Annotated in this window: 13 protein-coding genes; 9 read left to right on the top strand and 4 right to left on the bottom strand. The window is 65.2% G+C overall.

The features are described from left to right. Positions 1-56 precede the first annotated feature (56 nt). Together ACIPUB_RS02310 and ACIPUB_RS02305 are read left to right on the top strand one after the other, a co-directional pair. Positions 57-182: a hypothetical protein gene (locus ACIPUB_RS02310; protein WP_407605908.1), complete on the top strand. Its 126-nt coding sequence runs from the start codon at positions 57-59 to the stop codon at positions 180-182. Between the two features lie 10 nt (positions 183-192). After that, positions 193-570, top strand: a complete 378-nt coding sequence (locus tag ACIPUB_RS02305; RefSeq protein ID WP_264269004.1) for a glyoxalase superfamily protein — start codon at positions 193-195, stop codon at positions 568-570. A gap of 169 nt (positions 571-739) precedes the next feature. Here ACIPUB_RS02305 and ACIPUB_RS02300 read toward each other — a convergent pair whose 3' ends face one another. Continuing rightward, positions 740-1525: a hypothetical protein gene (locus ACIPUB_RS02300; protein WP_407605907.1), complete on the bottom strand. Its 786-nt coding sequence runs from the start codon at positions 1523-1525 to the stop codon at positions 740-742. Positions 1526-1633: 108 nt separating this feature from the next. Between ACIPUB_RS02300 and ACIPUB_RS02295 the strand changes: the two genes are divergently transcribed. Together ACIPUB_RS02295 and ACIPUB_RS02290 are read left to right on the top strand one after the other, a co-directional pair. Next, complete coding sequence (locus ACIPUB_RS02295) at positions 1634-3598, top strand: sensor histidine kinase (RefSeq protein WP_407605906.1); 1965 nt, start codon at positions 1634-1636, stop codon at positions 3596-3598. Then, positions 3586-4236 (top strand): LuxR C-terminal-related transcriptional regulator, encoded by a 651-nt coding sequence (locus ACIPUB_RS02290; protein WP_407605905.1) that lies wholly within the window; start codon positions 3586-3588, stop codon positions 4234-4236. The genes ACIPUB_RS02295 and ACIPUB_RS02290 overlap by 13 nt, the downstream gene beginning before the upstream one ends. Here ACIPUB_RS02290 and ACIPUB_RS02285 read toward each other — a convergent pair. Then, a complete protein-coding gene (locus ACIPUB_RS02285; protein ID WP_264269000.1) occupies positions 4233-4685 on the bottom strand; it encodes a carboxymuconolactone decarboxylase family protein in 453 nt (150 codons plus the stop codon). The genes ACIPUB_RS02290 and ACIPUB_RS02285 overlap by 4 nt on opposite strands. Positions 4686-4739: 54 nt before the next feature. Further along, positions 4740-4991: a hypothetical protein gene (locus ACIPUB_RS02280; protein WP_407605904.1), complete on the bottom strand. Its 252-nt coding sequence runs from the start codon at positions 4989-4991 to the stop codon at positions 4740-4742. A 285-nt stretch (positions 4992-5276) separates the two neighbouring features. On the opposite strand from ACIPUB_RS02280, the gene thrS reads away from it, so the two are divergent. From thrS to pdxS, 3 genes are all read left to right on the top strand, one after another. Next, on the top strand, positions 5277-7280 hold the full coding sequence (thrS, locus tag ACIPUB_RS02275) for a threonine--tRNA ligase (protein WP_407605903.1): 2004 nt from the start codon (positions 5277-5279) through the stop codon (positions 7278-7280). 5 nt (positions 7281-7285) lie between these two features. Next, positions 7286-7894: an HIT family protein gene (locus ACIPUB_RS02270; protein WP_407605902.1), complete on the top strand. Its 609-nt coding sequence runs from the start codon at positions 7286-7288 to the stop codon at positions 7892-7894. Between the two features lie 393 nt (positions 7895-8287). Further along, positions 8288-9202, top strand: coding sequence for a pyridoxal 5'-phosphate synthase lyase subunit PdxS (gene pdxS / locus ACIPUB_RS02265; protein ID WP_217387879.1), 915 nt, complete (start codon positions 8288-8290; stop codon positions 9200-9202). Positions 9203-9489: 287 nt separating this feature from the next. Here pdxS and ACIPUB_RS02260 read toward each other — a convergent pair whose 3' ends face one another. Further along, complete coding sequence (locus ACIPUB_RS02260) at positions 9490-9912, bottom strand: hypothetical protein (protein ID WP_407605901.1); 423 nt, start codon at positions 9910-9912, stop codon at positions 9490-9492. A gap of 861 nt (positions 9913-10773) precedes the next feature. On the opposite strand from ACIPUB_RS02260, the gene ACIPUB_RS02255 reads away from it, so the two are divergent. After that, positions 10774-16464, top strand: coding sequence for a DUF6531 domain-containing protein (locus tag ACIPUB_RS02255; RefSeq protein WP_407605900.1), 5691 nt, complete (start codon positions 10774-10776; stop codon positions 16462-16464). Beyond that, positions 16458-16886, top strand: coding sequence for a hypothetical protein (locus ACIPUB_RS02250; RefSeq protein WP_407605899.1), 429 nt, complete (start codon positions 16458-16460; stop codon positions 16884-16886). Before ACIPUB_RS02255 ends, ACIPUB_RS02250 begins: the two co-directional genes overlap by 7 nt. Positions 16887-17057 lie beyond the last annotated feature (171 nt).

The following is a 17057-nucleotide window of genomic DNA, read 5'->3' as shown; positions in this document are numbered from 1 at the left end:
TCTATTCACAACGCAGCCAGACGTGCCTGGCTATACACGCGGGTAGCCTCCTATTCATGGGTACAGCCCGCGAGGATCTGAACCGACGGGCCCGGTTGCGCGACGCCGCCATCGAGCGCTTCGTCGAGCACGGGTTCGGTGAGTCCCACAACCCCTTTACACGGGTTTCGTGGCCGCGTTAGCGTGTGCAGCATGGATTGGAAACTGGAACTTGTGTTTGTCCCCGTGTCCGATGTGGACCGCGCCAAGGATTTTTACGTGAACAAGGTCGGGTTCAACGCCGACTACGACGAGCGGCCCACCGAGTCGATCCGCTTCGTCCAGCTGACCCCGCCGGGGTCGGCCTGCTCGATCACCATTGGCGAGGGACTGAACGATGCGGCGCCCGGGACCGCACCCAGCCTGCAGATGGTGGTCAGCGACATCCAGGTCGCCCACGACCAGCTCAAGGCCAACGGCGTGGATGTCAGCGACATCGACATCCAGCCGTGGGGGCATTTCGTTCACTTTGCCGATCCGGACGGGAACAAGTGGGCGGTGCAATACCTGCCGCAGCGGCCGAACGGATAGCCACTCAACCGGCAGCAAATTGCCGGTCAGGCGCCTTGTTGCGGGTTCCCCGCTTCGAGGGACGGAGCGGGAACTGAAGTTTCGCAGGAACGAGCCGCAGCAATAGGAAGGCCCCGATTCCTCACCAGGACGGTGAAGGCCGGGGCGATCCGTCAATTTCGCGTCCAACTTAGCGTCGGCCGGTAACCCGCTTGCTGGGCGGCAGGTCCCATTCGCCGTTGCCCATGCGCAGGACGGCCAGGCTCACCATGAAACTCGCCACGGTCGTCAAGCCCCAGCCTAGCGTCACGTCAAGCAGCCTGCTGGGAATCACCACTGCCGCAATGAAATGGAACGGTTGGGAGACCATCAGGGCAATGGCCGCCCACCATTTGATGATTCCGGCCCGCCCCAGCGCAATGCCAATCAGCACCATGCCCCCGATGTGTCCAATGAGCCAGATGATTCCTCCCACGGCCGCGAAAGTGCTGTCTTGGAGTGCGACACCGATCGCGGTAATGCTCGGTTGGCCGAAACCGCTGGCACCCAATTGCGAGACCAAGTAGTCCATGTTGACCGTGGTCGCACCCATGCTCCATCCAACGAACGTGAGCGCACCGCCAATGGTGGCCAAGGCAGGCGATCCCCGCCTGGCCACATATGCGATCGCCACAACGCCAAACAGCAATGCCGGGGCGAAGAAGAGTCCGGACCACACCATGAAGTCCAACGTCGACCCATGGGCCAGGGACTGGGCCACCACCGACGCCGGGGCATCGGTGGTCCAGTACGGCATGATGGCTCGGATCACGAGGATTCCCAGCGGGCCGAGCGTAATGACCAGCGCGGCGGCGATCCGCCAAAAGGTGCGCATGTCCCGCGCCGCAGCCAGCGACGAAGACTCGGCGCGCACCTCGTTCATCCGTGTCATGGTCTTGCCTTCCTTGTAGGGGGCGGCGATGGGTTCGTCAGCCACCACCCCAGCATGGGCGGATGCGGCGCAGCACGAATCGTGGAGGGCACCTGAAAAACCTCGGTGCTGGCACGGAGGGCCCAACCATGGATCCGGGCTTATGCTGTGCCCATGGCATGGGCCCGCGCGGTTTCGATTGCAGTGCTTCCGCTGGCGGCGGTGTCGTTGTCGTTGGCGGCATGGGCGCTGACTTCCGGCGTGGATGCGCCCGCCGCACGTTGGCTGGGGCTCTGCATCTTCATGTCCCTGCCCGCGCTCGTCTTGGGGCATCTCATCACCCGTCGCCTGCCGCGCCAGGGCGTGGGCGCGCTCCTGGGTTGCGCAGGGCTGGTGATCCTCGCCGTGGGCTGCACCGACACCTACCTCGCGGCCGCGAAAGCATCCAGTGTCCTCCCGGTGAACGGCCTGTGGATCTCCTTGGCCCAGGGTGCCTGGATGCTGCTCTACCTGCCCTGGGCGCTGATGCTCCTGGTGTTTCCCTCTGGAATCCTGGGTGATCGGTCCGCCCGGCGACTGGCTGCCGGGCTTGCGGCAGTCGCCGCGGCCTTCGGGGTCTTGGCGGCCTTGAGCCCCGCACCCTATGGAGATCCATTTCAGCAGCAGCACCGGGGGCTGGGTTCGGTGCCCGGTGCAGACATTGCCGCCGTCGCCCTGTTGCCGGGCTTTCTGGCTCTCCTGGTGCTCAGCGTCGTAGACCTAGGCAGGCGATTCAGACGGGCCGATCCCGCCGAAAGAAACCAGATCCGCTGGCTGGCGCTGGCCGGGACCGGCATTCCCGCAACCCTGCTGCTGTGCTGGGCCGGCTACCTGGTGAACCGCAACGAATCCATCGTGATGGTCGGGCTGGCGGCCATGTACCTGTTCATCCCCGCTGCCATCGGCCTGGCGATTCTGCACGAGGACCTCTTTGACGCCGGGCGCGTGCTGGTTTCGGCGATGGGCGTGGGTGCGGTGCTCGGTGCCGTCGTGGCCTTGGCCGTGCTGCTGATGTGGTGGCCCGGGACCGGGTCCCGGCCGGCCATGGCACTGGTCGTGGCCGGCACCGCCGCGGGGACAGTGGTCCTGATGGCGCTGCGGCCAAGCATCCAACGCCTGATCGGCCGCCTGGTCTACGCCGAACACGAGCGCCTCGTCGAGACCCTGAAGGCGTTTGAAAACCGGGTCTTCACCAATGCGGCACGGCCTGCGGACCTCGAGGGGATCCTGCGCGCCGCCACCGCCGACCCCCTGCTGCGGATCGGCTATGCCCTCTCGTCCGGCGACGGTTTTTGCGATGCGAGCGGTTCCCGGCTTGGGGCGGACTCCGGGATACCCGTGGCCCTGTCCGGCAAGGTCTCCGGGATCCTCATTCCGGGCCCCGGGCGGGGCCGGGTGTTCAACGCCGAGGCCACCAGGGCGCTGGCGCTGATGCTGGAGATGGGGCGGCAGCAGGTTGAACTTTCCTGGGCGCTGGCCGAAGTTGATGCCAGCCGCACGCGCCTGCTCTTGGCCTCGCTCGGCGAACGCAAGCGCCTCGAGCGAGACCTGCACGACGGTGCGCAGCAACGGCTGGTTGCCCTGGGCATGGGACTTCGGCTGATGCAGCGGCGGCTGCCGGCCAACGGCCAGGAACTTGCCGCCCAGCTTGACGCCGCGGTCGCCGAACTGGCCACCGCGGTGGCCGAATTGCGGCAAATTGCCCACGGCATCAGGCCCAGCGCCCTGGACGAGGGGCTCGAGGCCGCACTTCGCCAACTCAGCGGCAGGTCCCCGACCCCCGTGTCGCTGCACATTGACGGGCACCTGGCCGACGTGCCGGAGGTTGTTGGCGCGACGGCCTACTTCGTGGCCGCGGAGGCGGTGCACAATGCGAACAAGCATGCCGCGGCGCAGCGCATCACCGTGCGACTGGGGTCGGAGGGGCAGGCCATCAGGCTGTACGTCAGTGATGATGGCCGCGGCGGAGCCCGGAGCACCCCGGGTGGAGGACTTGCCGGGCTGGACGACAGGGTAAACGCGTTGGGCGGAAAATTGGTTGTCAGCAGCGAGAGCGGTTGCGGCACCACCATCGAGGCGGTGCTGCCATGCGGCTGGTGATTGCCGAGGACTCCGCGCTCTTTCGCCAGGGGCTTGCGAACCTGCTGGTGGATGCCGGGCACGAGGTGCTCGCGGCCGTCGGCGATGCCGAGGCGGCAGTGTTGCAAACAAGGGCCCTGGGACCCGATATCTTGATCTGCGATGTGCGCATGCCGCCGGATCTCAGCGACGACGGCGCGCGCGCCGCCGTGGTGCTGCGCGGCGAGTTTCCCCGGCTTGGCATTGTGCTGCTGTCCCAGCGCATCGAAACCAAACACACTGCACGGTTGGTCCCCGGTGGATATTTTGCCTACCTGCTCAAGGACCGGGTGCTGGACGTGAATGAATTCCTGGACACCCTGCGCCGGGTGCGGGAGGGTGGAAGCGCCCTGGATCCGGAACTGGTTCTCGAACTCATCGGCGCGGCACGCACGAACCGCACCGTGGAATCCCTGACCCTGCGCGAGCGCGAAGTGCTGGCGCTGATGGCCGAGGGGCGCACCAACCTGGGCATTGCCCAGCGCCTGTGGCTGACCGAACGCACCGTGGAGACACATGTGGGCAACATCCTGGCCAAGCTCGAGCTGCCCGTGGCCGCGCAGGACCACCGCAGGGTCCTGGCGGTCATCGCCTACCTGCAGGCGCAGGGACGGGACTAGGGCTTGACCGGGTAGCGGGAAGTGATCGCAACCCGGTTGAACATGTTGATCGCCGCGCTCAGCCAGGCGACCGCAGAGATCTGTTCGTCGGAAAGCACCGCCCGGGCCATGGTGTACACCCCATGCGGGACGTGGTCCACCGAGACCAAGGTGATGGACTCGCACAATGCCAAGGCCGCGCGTTCCACCGCCGTGAAGTATTCGGAGTCGGCCCACGCTGAGACCAAGGCCAGGCGGTCGGTGCTCTCGCCGAGTTTCAGGGCGTCGCGGGTATGCATGCGCAGGCAATAGGTGCAGCCATTGATTTGCGAGGCCCGCACCTTGAGCAGCTCGCGAAGCTTGGGATCGATTCCCGCGGCATCGGCGGAATCGCTGGCGGCCTTGTTCATGGCGAGCAGCGCCGCATACGCAGCAGGATCGGACTTGCTGAGATTAACCCTGGGTTCCATGACTAGATGCTAGCCCGGCTTGTCGACAAGTAGTAGAGGGGCTGAATGCCGGCCTCAGGAACCCGGCAGCCCGCGTTTGGACAGATGGGCCCGTACATTGGGCATCAACAGGTCCTCGCGATGTTCGCCGATGCGCTGCACGAGGCCCTCTGCCTCCGCGGTGACGCCGGCGGGGCTCCACGCTTGATCGCGTTTCCCGCGCCCACCGAATTTGAGGGCTCCCGCATCATCGAGCTTCTGGATCGCAGAGTTGGCGGCGGTTTCGCTGAGATTCAGGCGCCGCGCGGTCGTTTCGACCGCGAGCAAGTGCTGGCCAGGGTTCAGGCCCTAACCTTGGCTGACTCCATTCCTATCCACGGTTAGGTCCTTTACCTTGGATAGCGGCTGTGTTGACCCAGGTTGGCTCCCCAACCTTGTCCCGCCCGTGCATCGGGAGCGGGCCCGTGACTCGCACTGCCCTGCCAGGACACGATGACATGCACGGTTTTCGATTGGTTGGCACGCACGGGAGTCGGTTAAGCTGGGTGGTGGCTGGCTGTGGCCACCGTACGCCACAAGCCATGAAGCCGAACCACGAAACGAGGAGCCGTAGTGCTTGAGCAAATCACACTGACCGTCGATGGGGAACAACGCGAGGTGAATGCCGGCACTACCGGGGCCGAGCTGTACTTTGACGACCGCGAGGTCGTTGTCATGCATGTCGATGGCGTGCTGCGCGATTTGGCCCGCCCGCTGGAGGCCGGAACCGCCGTCGAACGCGTCACCATCGATTCCCCCGCCGGGCTCGAGGTCCTGCGCCACTCCACCGCGCACGTCATGGCCCAGGCCGTGCAGCAGTTGCGCCCGGACGCCAAGCTGGGCATCGGCCCGTACATCACCGACGGCTTCTACTTCGACTTCGACGTCGCAGAGCCGTTCACTCCCGAGGACCTGAAGACCCTCGAGAAGATGATGCTCAAGATCGTGAACCAGAACCAGAAGTTCGCCCGCCGCGTCGTCACCGAGGACGAGGCCCGCAAGGCCATGGCCAACGAGCCGTACAAGCTCGAGCTGCTGAACAAGGCCAACGAGGCCGACTCGGCCGGCGAGGGCGTCAACGTCGAGGTCGGTGCCGGCGAAATCACCATCTACGACAACGTCGACCGCAAGTCCGGCGACACCGTGTGGTGCGATTTGTGCCGCGGCCCGCACCTGCCCAACACCAAGCTGATCTCCAACGCCTTCGCGCTGACCCGCACCTCGGCCGCTTACTGGCTGGGCAACCAGGACAACCAGCAGCTGCAGCGCATCTACGGCACGGCCTGGCCGACCAAGGATGCCCTGAAGGCCTACCAGGAGCGCATCGCCGAGGCCGAGCGCCGCGACCACCGCAAGCTCGGCGTCGAGCTGGACCTCTTCTCCTTCCCGGACGAGCTGGGTTCGGGCCTGCCGGTGTTCCACCCGCGCGGCGGTATCATCCGCAAGGAAATGGAAGACTACTCGCGTGCACGCCACGTCGAGGCCGGTTACGAGTTCGTCTACACCCCGCACATCACCAAGGGCCACCTCTACGAGGTCTCCGGGCACCTGGACTGGTACCGCGACGGCATGTTCCCCCCGATGCACGTGGACGCCGAGCTCAATGAGGACGGCACGGTGCGCAAGCCCGGCCAGGACTACTACCTCAAGCCGATGAACTGCCCCATGCACAACCTGATCTTCCGCTCCCGCGGACGCTCCTACCGCGAACTGCCGCTGCGCCTGTTCGAATTCGGCTCGGTCTACCGCTACGAGAAGTCCGGCGTGGTCCACGGCCTGACGCGCGTGCGCGGCATGACCCAGGACGACGCCCACATCTACTGCACCAAGGAGCAGATGAAGGACGAGCTGACCGAAACGCTGAACTTCGTGCTGGGGCTGCTCAAGGACTACGGGCTGGATGACTTCTACCTGGAGCTCTCCACCAAGAACCCGGAGAAGTTCGTCGGCGACGACGCCATCTGGGAGGAAGCCACCCGCACCCTCGCCGAGGTCGCCGAGGCCTCCGGCTTGGAATTGGTCCCGGATCCGGGGGGAGCTGCGTTCTACGGGCCGAAGATCTCCGTGCAGGCCAAGGACGCGCTGGGCCGCACCTGGCAGATGTCCACCATCCAGCTGGACTTCAACCTGCCCGAGCGCTTCGAGCTCGAGTACCAGGCCGCCGATGGAACCCGCCAGCGCCCGGTGATGATCCACCGCGCCCTCTTCGGCTCCGTGGAGCGCTTCATGGGCGTGCTCACCGAGCACTACGCCGGCGCGTTCCCGGCGTGGCTCTCCCCGGTCCAGGTCGTGGGCATCCCCGTGGCCGAGGCCTTCAACGAGTACATGTTCGATGTGATCGACAAGCTCAAGGCCGCGGGCATCCGGGCCGAGGCCGACATCTCCTCGGACAGGTTCCCGAAGAAGATCCGCACCGCGTCCAAGGACAAGATCCCGTTCGTGCTCATCGCCGGCGGCGAGGACGCGGAGGCAGGTGCGGTGTCCTTCCGCTTCCGCGACGGCAGCACCGACAACGGCGTGCCCGTGGACGAAGCGGTGGCACGCATTGTCGCCGCGGTGAAGAACCGGGAAGCCTAGAGTCCATGGGGGAGTCCACACGCGAACACGCCATCGAAGCACCGCGCGGTATTTCGCAGGAGGAACAGGACGCGGCCATCACCGACGATTTCGAGATCGCCGGGGTGCCCGATTCCTTCCAGCGCCTGTGGACTCCCTACCGGATGGCCTACATCAAGGCCGGCCAAAACCGGGACAAAGGCGAGGAAGCCTGCCCGTTCTGTGTCGGGCCGACCCGCAGCGACGAGGATGCGCTGATCCTGCACCGCGGCAAGACCGCGTATGTGATCCTGAACCTCTTCCCCTACAACCCGGGGCACCTGCTCATCTGTCCGTACCGGCACGTTCCGGACTACACGGACATCACCGAGGAGGAAACCGCGGAGATGGCGGCCTTGGCGCAGAAGTCCATGCGGGTGCTGCGCCACGTCTCCCGTCCCACCGGATTCAACCTGGGCATGAACCAGGGAGTCACCGGGGGAGCCGGCATCGCCGCGCACCTGCACCAGCATGTCGTGCCGCGCTGGGCGGGGGACGGGAACTTCTTCCCGATCATCGCCCAGACCAAGGCGATCCCCGCCACCTTGAGCGACATCCGTGAGGATCTGGCGGTCGGCTGGCTTGAGATCGACTAAAGACGAATAGAAATCCATGAATGGACCGCCGTGCGTGTGCGCGGCGGTCCATTCAGTTAAGTCCCGCGGCGGAAAATGCCGCTCTGCCCGGACTGGGCTATTTACGGGTGCCGACGGAAATCTGTCCCGATTTCCCCCGGGGAACGTCCCGCGGGAAATCGGGGCCGCGCGCCCCGAAGTCGACTTGGTCTTGCGCTCGGCGGGATTCCTGTGCGCCGCCGACAAAACCCTATGATCCAGCGGAAAACGATGTTTTGCTGGTAGGCGGGTAGTCCGAAAAATATAGGGGACTTATCTACTGATATTCATTTGTGACGACATGACCGAGGTCTTTGTTACGTCCCCGTCCTACGATGATTCGCATACTGCTCACCTGATTGAAAGGAAACCAAGGTGTCTGAAAACGAAGGCGTCTCGACCCCCGCAACTACCGTAGGTAGCGACCGCGTCAAGCGCGGCATGGCGGAAATGCTCAAGGGCGGCGTCATCATGGATGTTGTCACCGCCGAACAGGCCCGCATCGCCGAAGACGCAGGCGCCGTCGCCGTCATGGCCCTCGAGCGCGTCCCGGCCGACATCCGCGCCCAGGGCGGCGTCTCGCGCATGAGCGACCCGGACATGATCGACAGCATCATCGATGCCGTGTCGATCCCCGTCATGGCCAAGGCTCGCATCGGCCACTTCGTCGAGGCACAGATCCTTCAGTCCCTGGGTGTCGACTACATCGACGAGTCCGAGGTCCTGTCCCCTGCCGACTACGAGCACCACATCGACAAGTGGCCGTTCAAGGTCCCCTTCGTCTGCGGCGCCACCAACCTCGGTGAGGCACTGCGCCGCATCAACGAGGGTGCTGCCATGATCCGCTCCAAGGGCGAGGCCGGCACCGGCGACGTCTCCAACGCCACCGGGCACATGCGCAAGATCCGCGCCGAGATCGCCAAGCTGGCGGCCCTGCCCAAGGACGAGCTCTACGTGGCCGCCAAGGAACTGCAGGCACCGTACGAGCTGGTCAAGGAAATCGCGGCCACCGGCAAGCTGCCGGTCGTGCTCTTCACCGCCGGCGGCATCGCCACCCCGGCCGACGCGGCCATGATGATGCAGCTGGGCGCCGACGGCGTCTTCGTGGGCTCGGGCATCTTCAAGTCCGGCAACCCTGCACAGCGTGCAGCCGCCGTGGTCAAGGCCACCACCTTCTACAACGACCCGGACGAGTTGGCGAAGATCTCCCGCGGCCTGGGCGAGGCCATGGTCGGCATCAACGTCGCCGACATCCCGGCACCGCACCGCCTGGCCGAGCGCGGCTGGTAACATCTGACACTCACCCGCTTCTTCCTCGTTCAGAAGCTCCAAAGGTGAGGCGCGACCGCCCTTCCGCCCACGCGGTGGGAGGTCGATTCATCCCGCCACGGCACCGGGGCCCAATGGACTATTCCATCGGGCCCCGGTGCCGTTCTCCTTGTTAATGCCTCGGATATCGCACCTGCACTGAGCGGAGCGCCGTTGATGCATGGTGCGCCCGCCCATTGCCCACGGAGCTGATGGTATCTCCTCACACACATCTCCTACACTGTGTAACTTGCCAAGCTCTCCGCACTCTACTTTTCCCATCTCCACTTGGCCGTGAACCCGTCCTCAATGATCTCCCCCGCCAGGACCCACTGCATCCAGACGAACAGCAGGATCATCGAGGTTCCCAAGATGTATAGCCCAATCCGTGAGCCCTTCCTCATGTGATGATCGGTGGGTTTCCTTCTTCGGCCATACCTCGGACCCATGAAGAGTATGCAAAGCAAGGGAATGGACAGCACGATCTGCATCGGGTAGTAACCTCCGTACTTACCGGGATCAGAGTGGAAGGTGTTCCAAGGAACACTGACGAACACGAAGACCGCGATGCTCGAACAAGCTACGAGTGCCGACGTGGAGAGAATGTCGATGTACTTGCAGGCCTTCTTTCCGAGCAGCAGGTCCTCCTCAGTGAAGCCGTCGGGCACGACGTGCTCATTCTGTTCGGTCATGCCACCGCTCCTTGCTGAGTGTGAGGACGTGCCCAAATAAAGCACTGGCTGTGTGGGTGGGGACGGGGGACCTGGCACCGTTCATGACGTTGTCCCTTTGATCATGAACCAGACTAGGAGAATGGCGCTGAGCAGCAGCTTCACCCCTACGTACCCAATCCTAACGACGTTCCAATGTCGTTAACAAACAGGTTTGATTCATCAAATTCAGTGTCGCGGACTTCTCTTCGAGGATGACTTTCAACCGGGCAGCGAGGATTTGTCGACGCAGTGTATCGAACACCTCGCGCCTATTCTCCGGTTCGTAAGTTCTGCGGTGGATCATCTCATGGGCCTGACGATCGGCGGCAGCTTCATCCCGGACCTACGCTTCACCGTCGGGGATAACTCGCGATTCAGCGGTCGTCTAGGGTGACCATCAGCCGGTCAGCGAGAACTTCGGGCGCGGCGGTTCGAGCGGTTTGGCAAAATAGTGGATAATCTAATATTTCTGGTTAGTTGTCTTGTTGGAGTTACACATTCTCGAACCGTGGAGCTTGTCATGAGTGGCGCACATGTGCTGTTTGCGGAGCGGGCGAGGAACTCGATCGCCCAGGTGCAGCGCAGCGTCCATGGTGGTCTGCCTGCCCTGTACTCGGCTGTAGACGGTCAGGGGGAGGGTTCTCTCGGCGTGGCCTGATCTTCTGGTTCTTCGAGTGATGACCGGACGCCGGTGCCTCCTTTTCGGAGCGGCGGTCACCCGGTCGTTGCATGAGGTGGGCGCTGTCGGTAAGCCATGTCCCGGCCGGTTTGGCAGTTGATTTTTGTTGATGATTCTTTTCGTCCCGTTGTGCGGGCATCGTTGTGGAGGTTGATCGGGTAGTGACCGAGTTCGTTGAGATGAAGTTGTTGCCGGACTCGGATGTTTCCGGCGGCGGCCGTTATACCTATCTGACCGCTTTGTCGACGTCTTTCGGATTCGACTACGCGGCGACCAGGATCGAAGGGCAGGCCGGATCGCGGGCGTCGTACGCGTCGTCGGCGGGGCAGGACTTCAGGGGGCGTTTTTCCCAAATCTTCGAGGCCAACGCGGCCACGGCTGCCGGCGATGCGCGGGTGTTGGCGCAGGGGTTGCGGCAGGTCGCCGGCTTTGTACGTCAGATGACCGATGCTGCGCATGAAGAAGATGCCCGGCGCAGGACGAACAACGAGTGGGTGCGCCAGCACAACAACAAGAACGACCTGACGAAGCTCTGGGAATCGTTCGTCGGTGAGAAGCCGCGCCCGGCGATGGCTGCGGGGGCGTCCCCGACATTCCCTCCGGCGGTGGCAGGCACGGGCCAGCGGCAGAATCCGGCGCCCGGATCCGGCGGCTCTTCCGGTGGGGTGTCGTCGGCCAGGCCTTCCGATTTGCGTTCCTTCGTCACGGGTTCGCGCGGCTTGAACGATTCGCTGGAGGGTGAACCGGGGAGGCTAGAGGGCGCGCTGGCCGACTTTGCGTCGCTATGTGATTGGGGAAGCATCGATGCGTCGGGCCTGATTCGCGGGTACCGCGAGTATCTGAGGGCCAACGAGGAGGACGCGAAGTGGGCTTCGGTTCTCGCTGACGCGTTCGAGGCCGCCGGCGGTGACGCCGCCGTATCAGGCGTCTCCGATGCCGCCTTGGCGCAGGCCCTTGCCGCAGCCGGGGTCGATGCCTCACGTGCCGTTCTCCAGGTTGATCCGCCGACGGCCGCCGGAGCGCTGCCCACGACCGGGTTCGCCAACGACCCGGTGAACACGGCGACGGGAAATTTCATCGAGCCGGAAACCGACCTGTCCTTCATGGGCATGGCCTCGCTGCTGGACTTCTCCCGGATGTACAACTCGCTGCCTTCGGCCTTGGAGGACCCTGGGGTGTTCGGCCCGGGCTGGGCCTCGGTGCTGGACCAGCAGCTGACGTTCAGCGATGAGGGTTGCCGTTGGGTGATGGCCGATGGCCGTGCCGTGGATTTCCCGCGCGAAGGGGCCGGGTATGGCCGCTGCGTGGGCGAGAACTACTGGCTGGCCCGCGAGTCCGCCGCGGCGGGCGGCCTGGTGGAGTTGGATTCCCTGCGCGAGGGCACCTCCGAGCTGTTGGTCATCCGGGACAACCAGGGTGCATGGTGGGCCTACACCCTGGCCGGCGTCTGGGTCGGGACCGGAGCCGGGCCGGGGCGCACCGTGTCCGTCCACCGGGACCGGCCCGCCGAGGGCGCCGGTGCCGGGCAGGTGACGCGGCTGACGCAGGTGCGGGGCAGGTTCCTCGAGGTCGACTATGCCAACGGGCTTGTCGCCGTGGTGAGGGCTTCGGACGGGCGGCGCGTCGAGTACGGGTACGACTCCGCCGGCCGGTTGACGTCCGTGGCCACGGAGCTGGGCGCACGTACGTATCGATGGAACGAGCAGGGCCTGATCGACGCGGTGGCTTCGGCCGCGGGCGTCCTCGAGGCAGAGAACACCTATGACGAGCACGGCAGGGTTGCCCTGCAGGTGACCCAGCACGGGCGCAGGACACGCTTCGCGTACCTGCCGGGCCGCGTCACGGCCGTCTCCGACGAGGACGGGTCGCGTTCGAACGCGTGGATCGCCGACGCCAGGGGCCGGTTGGTCGGCGTCCTGGACAGCGATGACCGGCGCCAGTCCATGGCGTATGACTCCCACGGGAACCTCGTCTCCTTCACCGAGCGCGACGGGTCTGTCACCGTCCACGCCTACGACGAGAGGGGCCGGCGGATCCGGACCGTGACTCCGGAGGGCGCCGACCTCACCTACGGGTGGGACGGACAGGACCGGATCACCACCCTCGTGACGGCATCCGGCGCCGTGGTGGCCTACGAATATGCCGACGACATCTGCCGCGATCCGTCGGCGATGATCGACGCGTTGGGCGGGCGCACCGAGCTGGACTGGCGCAACGGGCTGCTGACCCGGGTCATCGACCCGGTCGGGGTCGAGATCGGCTTCGAGTACGACGGGTTCGGCGACCTCGTCGCGACCCGCAACGCGGTCGGCGATCTCGCGCGGATCGTTCGCGACGGCGCGGGCCGTCCCGTCGCGGCGATCAGCCCCTCCGGCGCGCAAACCCGTTTCACCTACGACGCAACCGGTGCCCCGGTGCGGCGCGAGAACCCGGACGGCGGCGTCTGGGCCTTTGAACACGACCAATCGGGGCGGATCACCGTCTCAGTCGCCCCCGATGGCGGGCGGACCGAGCTTCAATATGCCGCCAACGGCGAGCTGGCCCGGACGGTGGACCCCCTGGGACGCAGTGTCGAGCGGATCTTTGATGAGCTGGGCAACGTGACCGGCACGGTGTTGCCGGACGGTGCCCGGTGGGGCTTTGTCCACGACGACCTTTCCCGGCTGGTCGGCATCAAGGATCCGGCCGGCCATGACTGGGCGCGGGAATACGACTCTCTCGGCAATTTGAGCGCCGTCGTTGACCCGACGGGCGTCCGCACGGATTCCAGCACGGACCGCAAGACCGGCACGGCGACGCTGTCGGAGGCGTTTGCCTCCTCGACCATTCGCTTTGACGAGTATGGCCGCCCCCTGCGCGTGGAGGCCGAGGACGGCTCAGCGGAGCTCATCGCCTATGACGCGGCGGGGAACCCGGTCGAGCTTGTCGACGGCGAGGGCGGGCTGACGGTGTTGGGCCGCGACGTGGCCGGGAAGATCACCTCGGTCACCTCCCCGACGGGCGCGGTGACCCGGTACGAGTATGACGCGTGTGGTCGGCCGTGGCGGACCACGGATCCGTTGGGTGCCCTCACCGAGTTGGCCTACGACGCCGACCAGCGCGTCGCCGCCCGCACGCTGCCCACCGGTGAGGTGGAGAGGTTCGAGTACGATCCGTGCGGACGACTCTTGCTGCACCGCAATCCCGGGCGGGGCGTGTCCGGGTACGCATACGACAAGGCCGGGCGGCTGACGTTTTCGCAGGATGCCTGGAACGGCACGCGCCGTTTCAAGTACAACGTGGCGGGGGAGCTGACCGAGACAGTCAATGGCGTGGGCGGGCGGACCCGCTTCGAATACGACGTTCGCGGGCGTTTGGTGCGGGTCACCGATCCGGTGGGCGGGGTGGTGACGCGCACCTATACGGACACGGACCAGGTGGAGTCGGTGACCGATCCGCTGGGGAGGGTCACCACCGCGACATATGATCCCGCGGGGCGGCAGCTGTCCCGGACGGACCCGGACGGGCAAACCACGTCCTGGGCCTACGATGCCGCCGGACGCGAGGTTTCCGTCTCGGTGGACGGGCAGCTGGTATCCGCACTCGAGCGGGACCTGGTCCGCCGCCGCTTGGTGGTCACCGACTATTCGGGCCCGGACGAGCTGGCGGTCGAGCATGAGTTGTCGTTCGACCGGCGTGGCCTGCTGACGGGCCGCACCCGTGGTGGGGCGGGCCTGTCGTGGGAGTATGACGCGGATGGAAACCGCGTCCGGTTCACCGACGCCCAGGGGACGGTGACGGCGTACACGCGTGATGCCGCCGGCCAGGTGGTTGCCGTGGAGAACTCCCTGTTGGGCCCGGCGGTGTTCGCCCACGATGCATCGGGGCGCATCACGTGCGCGACGGTGGGGGACCTGGTGCAGGAATGGGTCTATCGGCACGGATACCTGGCCGAGAACACGCGGTCCGACTGCAGCGGTGCTGGCGCAAAGGACGTGACGATGATCGGCCGGGATGCCGAGGGCCGGATCACGGGACTGACGCGTGCCGGGGCGGTGACCCGGTACGGGTACGACGGCGCCGGGCAGATGGTCACCGCTGCCACCACGCGGGCTGGTGGCGCCGGCACGCACTCGGGGTGGGAATACGACTCCGGCGGGCGTCTGGTGCGCGAGAGCACGCCGGATGGCGTGCGGGTGTATGAGTATGACGTTGCGGGGCAGTTGCTGGCGGTGACTGATCCCGACGGGACCCGGATCGAGTACGTGTATGACGGGTTGGGCCGGCGGAGTCGGTTGATCGCCCCGGATGGGTTGTGGACCGAGTATGCCTGGGGTGCCAACGGCTCCCTGGCGGGCACCACCGTGCGCACCCCCGATGGCGGTGAGGTTTCCCGGCACAGCTTGTGGGTCGATGCCCTGGGTGAGCTGGCAGGAGTCGACGGCGCCGAGCTTTGGTGGGATACGGCGAACCCGGTTCCGACGCTGGCCGGGATCGGCGGCGGGCAGGTTCTGTCCCTGCCCGGCGGTGTGACCGGTTTCGGTGATGGGTGGGCGAGCGCCGGCTGGCGTGCGGTGCGTCCCACGGATCAGCTTGATCCGTGGGCCGTCATCGGTGCTCCTTCCCTTTCGGGTGCGACGCCTGGTGGCACGGGGCCAGTCGGTGTGTTGCCGGTGGGTGTCGGCCTGACCGGTGGTGGCGGGCTGGAGGTTGCGGGCCTGGAGTGGCTGGGGGCGCGTGCGTATGACCCGTCAGTTCGCGGGTTCCTGTCGACCGATCCCTTGGCGCCGGTCCTGGGTGCGGGGTGGGATGGCAACCCGTATGCCTATGCGGGTAACAATCCGCTGAATGCGACCGATCCGACGGGGCTGCGTCCGCTGACCGACGCTGAGTTGAAGGCCTACGACGGATCGGTCGGCGGCAGTGTGGTTTCCGCGGTGGGGGATTGGTGGAAGGGCAACTGGGAGTATGTCGCCGGGGGCGCGATGGTGGTTGCCGGCGGCGCGCTCATGGCCACCGGTGTCGGGGGGCCGGTGGGGATGATGTTGATCGGTGCCGGTGCGGACACGATCATTCAGAAGGCCACGACCGGCGGCGTGAACTGGGGGCAGGTGGCCCTGACGGGAGCTGTCGGGCTGGTTGCCGGCCCTTTGGCCGGCCGGGTGGGTGGCCTTGTCGTTTCCGGAGTCGGACGTGCCGGAACCGCGGTGACCTCGCGGTTGCTGCCGGCTGCGGGCCGCATCGGCTCCGCAGCAGTTTCGGGGGCAAGCCGGGCGGGTGCGGCCGTCTCGGCGGTTTCCTCGCGGGCTGGTTCTGCGGTGGCTTCGGGGGTCTCGCGTGTCAGCACGAGTGTTGGGGGCTACGTCGCGAGGTTGCCGGGACGGCAGATGGTCAGGTCTGCGGTCTCCAACGGCATCGGCGGAGGCGCGGTCAACACGGGAATGTATTACGGGACCACGCCTCGAAAGGATTGGTCGACGAGGGGCGGTTTGGGAGCCGCTGCCGGCGGGTTCCTCGGCGGTGCGGTCGGTGGCCAAGGCGGGTATCTCTTCCCTCGCGCATCCGGTCGAATCCTGCAGGCTGCCCAATACGGTACGGGCGGAGGGGGAAGCTGGGCCGGCGGGCACCTCGAGCATGCCATTACGGGAGAAGACTACAGCAAGTTGGAACAGGGATATGACAGCATTGGAGGAGCGCTTCTTTCACGGTTCCCGGGCGCTTCCGATTTGGGCCCGAATTTGGGCTCGAACCCGAATTGGATGACGCACTCCTTTGCTGCGTACGGTGGAGCCCACGCGGGCGCTATTGTTGAAGGCGCGAAATTTGTCGGTGGAGAAGTTATTGAGAGATGGACAGGAGTAGAGCCGTGGTAGCAAAAAATGATGGTGCGGGTGCGGATAAGCGGGATCCGGATACTGAGTTCACTGAGCAGGATCTACTACTTGGAAGGAAGGCCTCGAAATTTGTAGACATTATTTGTATCATTTCTTTTGTCGTAAGCATATTAGTTGCAATTTTCGTTTTTATGAACGTTCCCTTGGACACCAGAATGCCTTACGATGGAAAATATGATCGCAGTGGAAGTGGAATTCCCATGCCGATTGCGTTAGTTATGTCTCCGATATTCATTGTTATTTTTTGGCGAACAGGCAAGAAACCTGACGCTCATCATATGCGTAAAGGATCAAGAATTGGCTTGTATATCCTTGGGCCGGCCTTGATGGCAGTAAGCGTCTATTTTCAATTCGTTTTTGCGGAGGGGATTCTCGTTGAAGGGGGATACCTTGCGGGGTGAAGTGATTCTGGGGTCCGGGCATCGGTGGTTTGAACCGAAGTAACTCGGCTCACCCCAAGACCCTTCCTTGATGGCGTGTCGCAGGATCAGGTCGATGCCCGGGTATCGGGTGTGGGTCACGGTGAGGCTCAGGCATGGTTCCTCGAAAGCAGGAGATTCACGCTTCGTCGT

It is taken from the genome of Paeniglutamicibacter sp. ORCA_105, from assembly GCF_045798545.1.
In the GTDB taxonomy this organism is placed as follows: domain Bacteria; phylum Actinomycetota; class Actinomycetes; order Actinomycetales; family Micrococcaceae; genus Paeniglutamicibacter; species Paeniglutamicibacter sulfureus.
Note: the sequence above shows the minus strand (reverse complement) of the source record. Positions and strands in the feature narration are given on the sequence as shown.

Bases quoted from the DNA above. Each gene is read 5' to 3' on its own strand.
- ACIPUB_RS02310 (WP_407605908.1), top strand. From the start codon at position 57: ATGGGTACAGCCCGCGAGGATCTGAACCGACGGGCCCGGTTGCGCGAC.
- ACIPUB_RS02305 (WP_264269004.1), top strand. From the start codon at position 193: ATGGATTGGAAACTGGAACTTGTGTTTGTCCCCGTGTCCGATGTGGAC.
- ACIPUB_RS02295 (WP_407605906.1), top strand. From the start codon at position 1,634: ATGGCATGGGCCCGCGCGGTTTCGATTGCAGTGCTTCCGCTGGCGGCG.
- ACIPUB_RS02290 (WP_407605905.1), top strand. From the start codon at position 3,586: ATGCGGCTGGTGATTGCCGAGGACTCCGCGCTCTTTCGCCAGGGGCTT.
- ACIPUB_RS02285 (WP_264269000.1), bottom strand. From the start codon at position 4,685: ATGGAACCCAGGGTTAATCTCAGCAAGTCCGATCCTGCTGCGTATGCG.
- ACIPUB_RS02270 (WP_407605902.1), top strand. From the start codon at position 7,286: ATGGGGGAGTCCACACGCGAACACGCCATCGAAGCACCGCGCGGTATT.
- ACIPUB_RS02260 (WP_407605901.1), bottom strand. From the start codon at position 9,912: ATGACCGAACAGAATGAGCACGTCGTGCCCGACGGCTTCACTGAGGAG.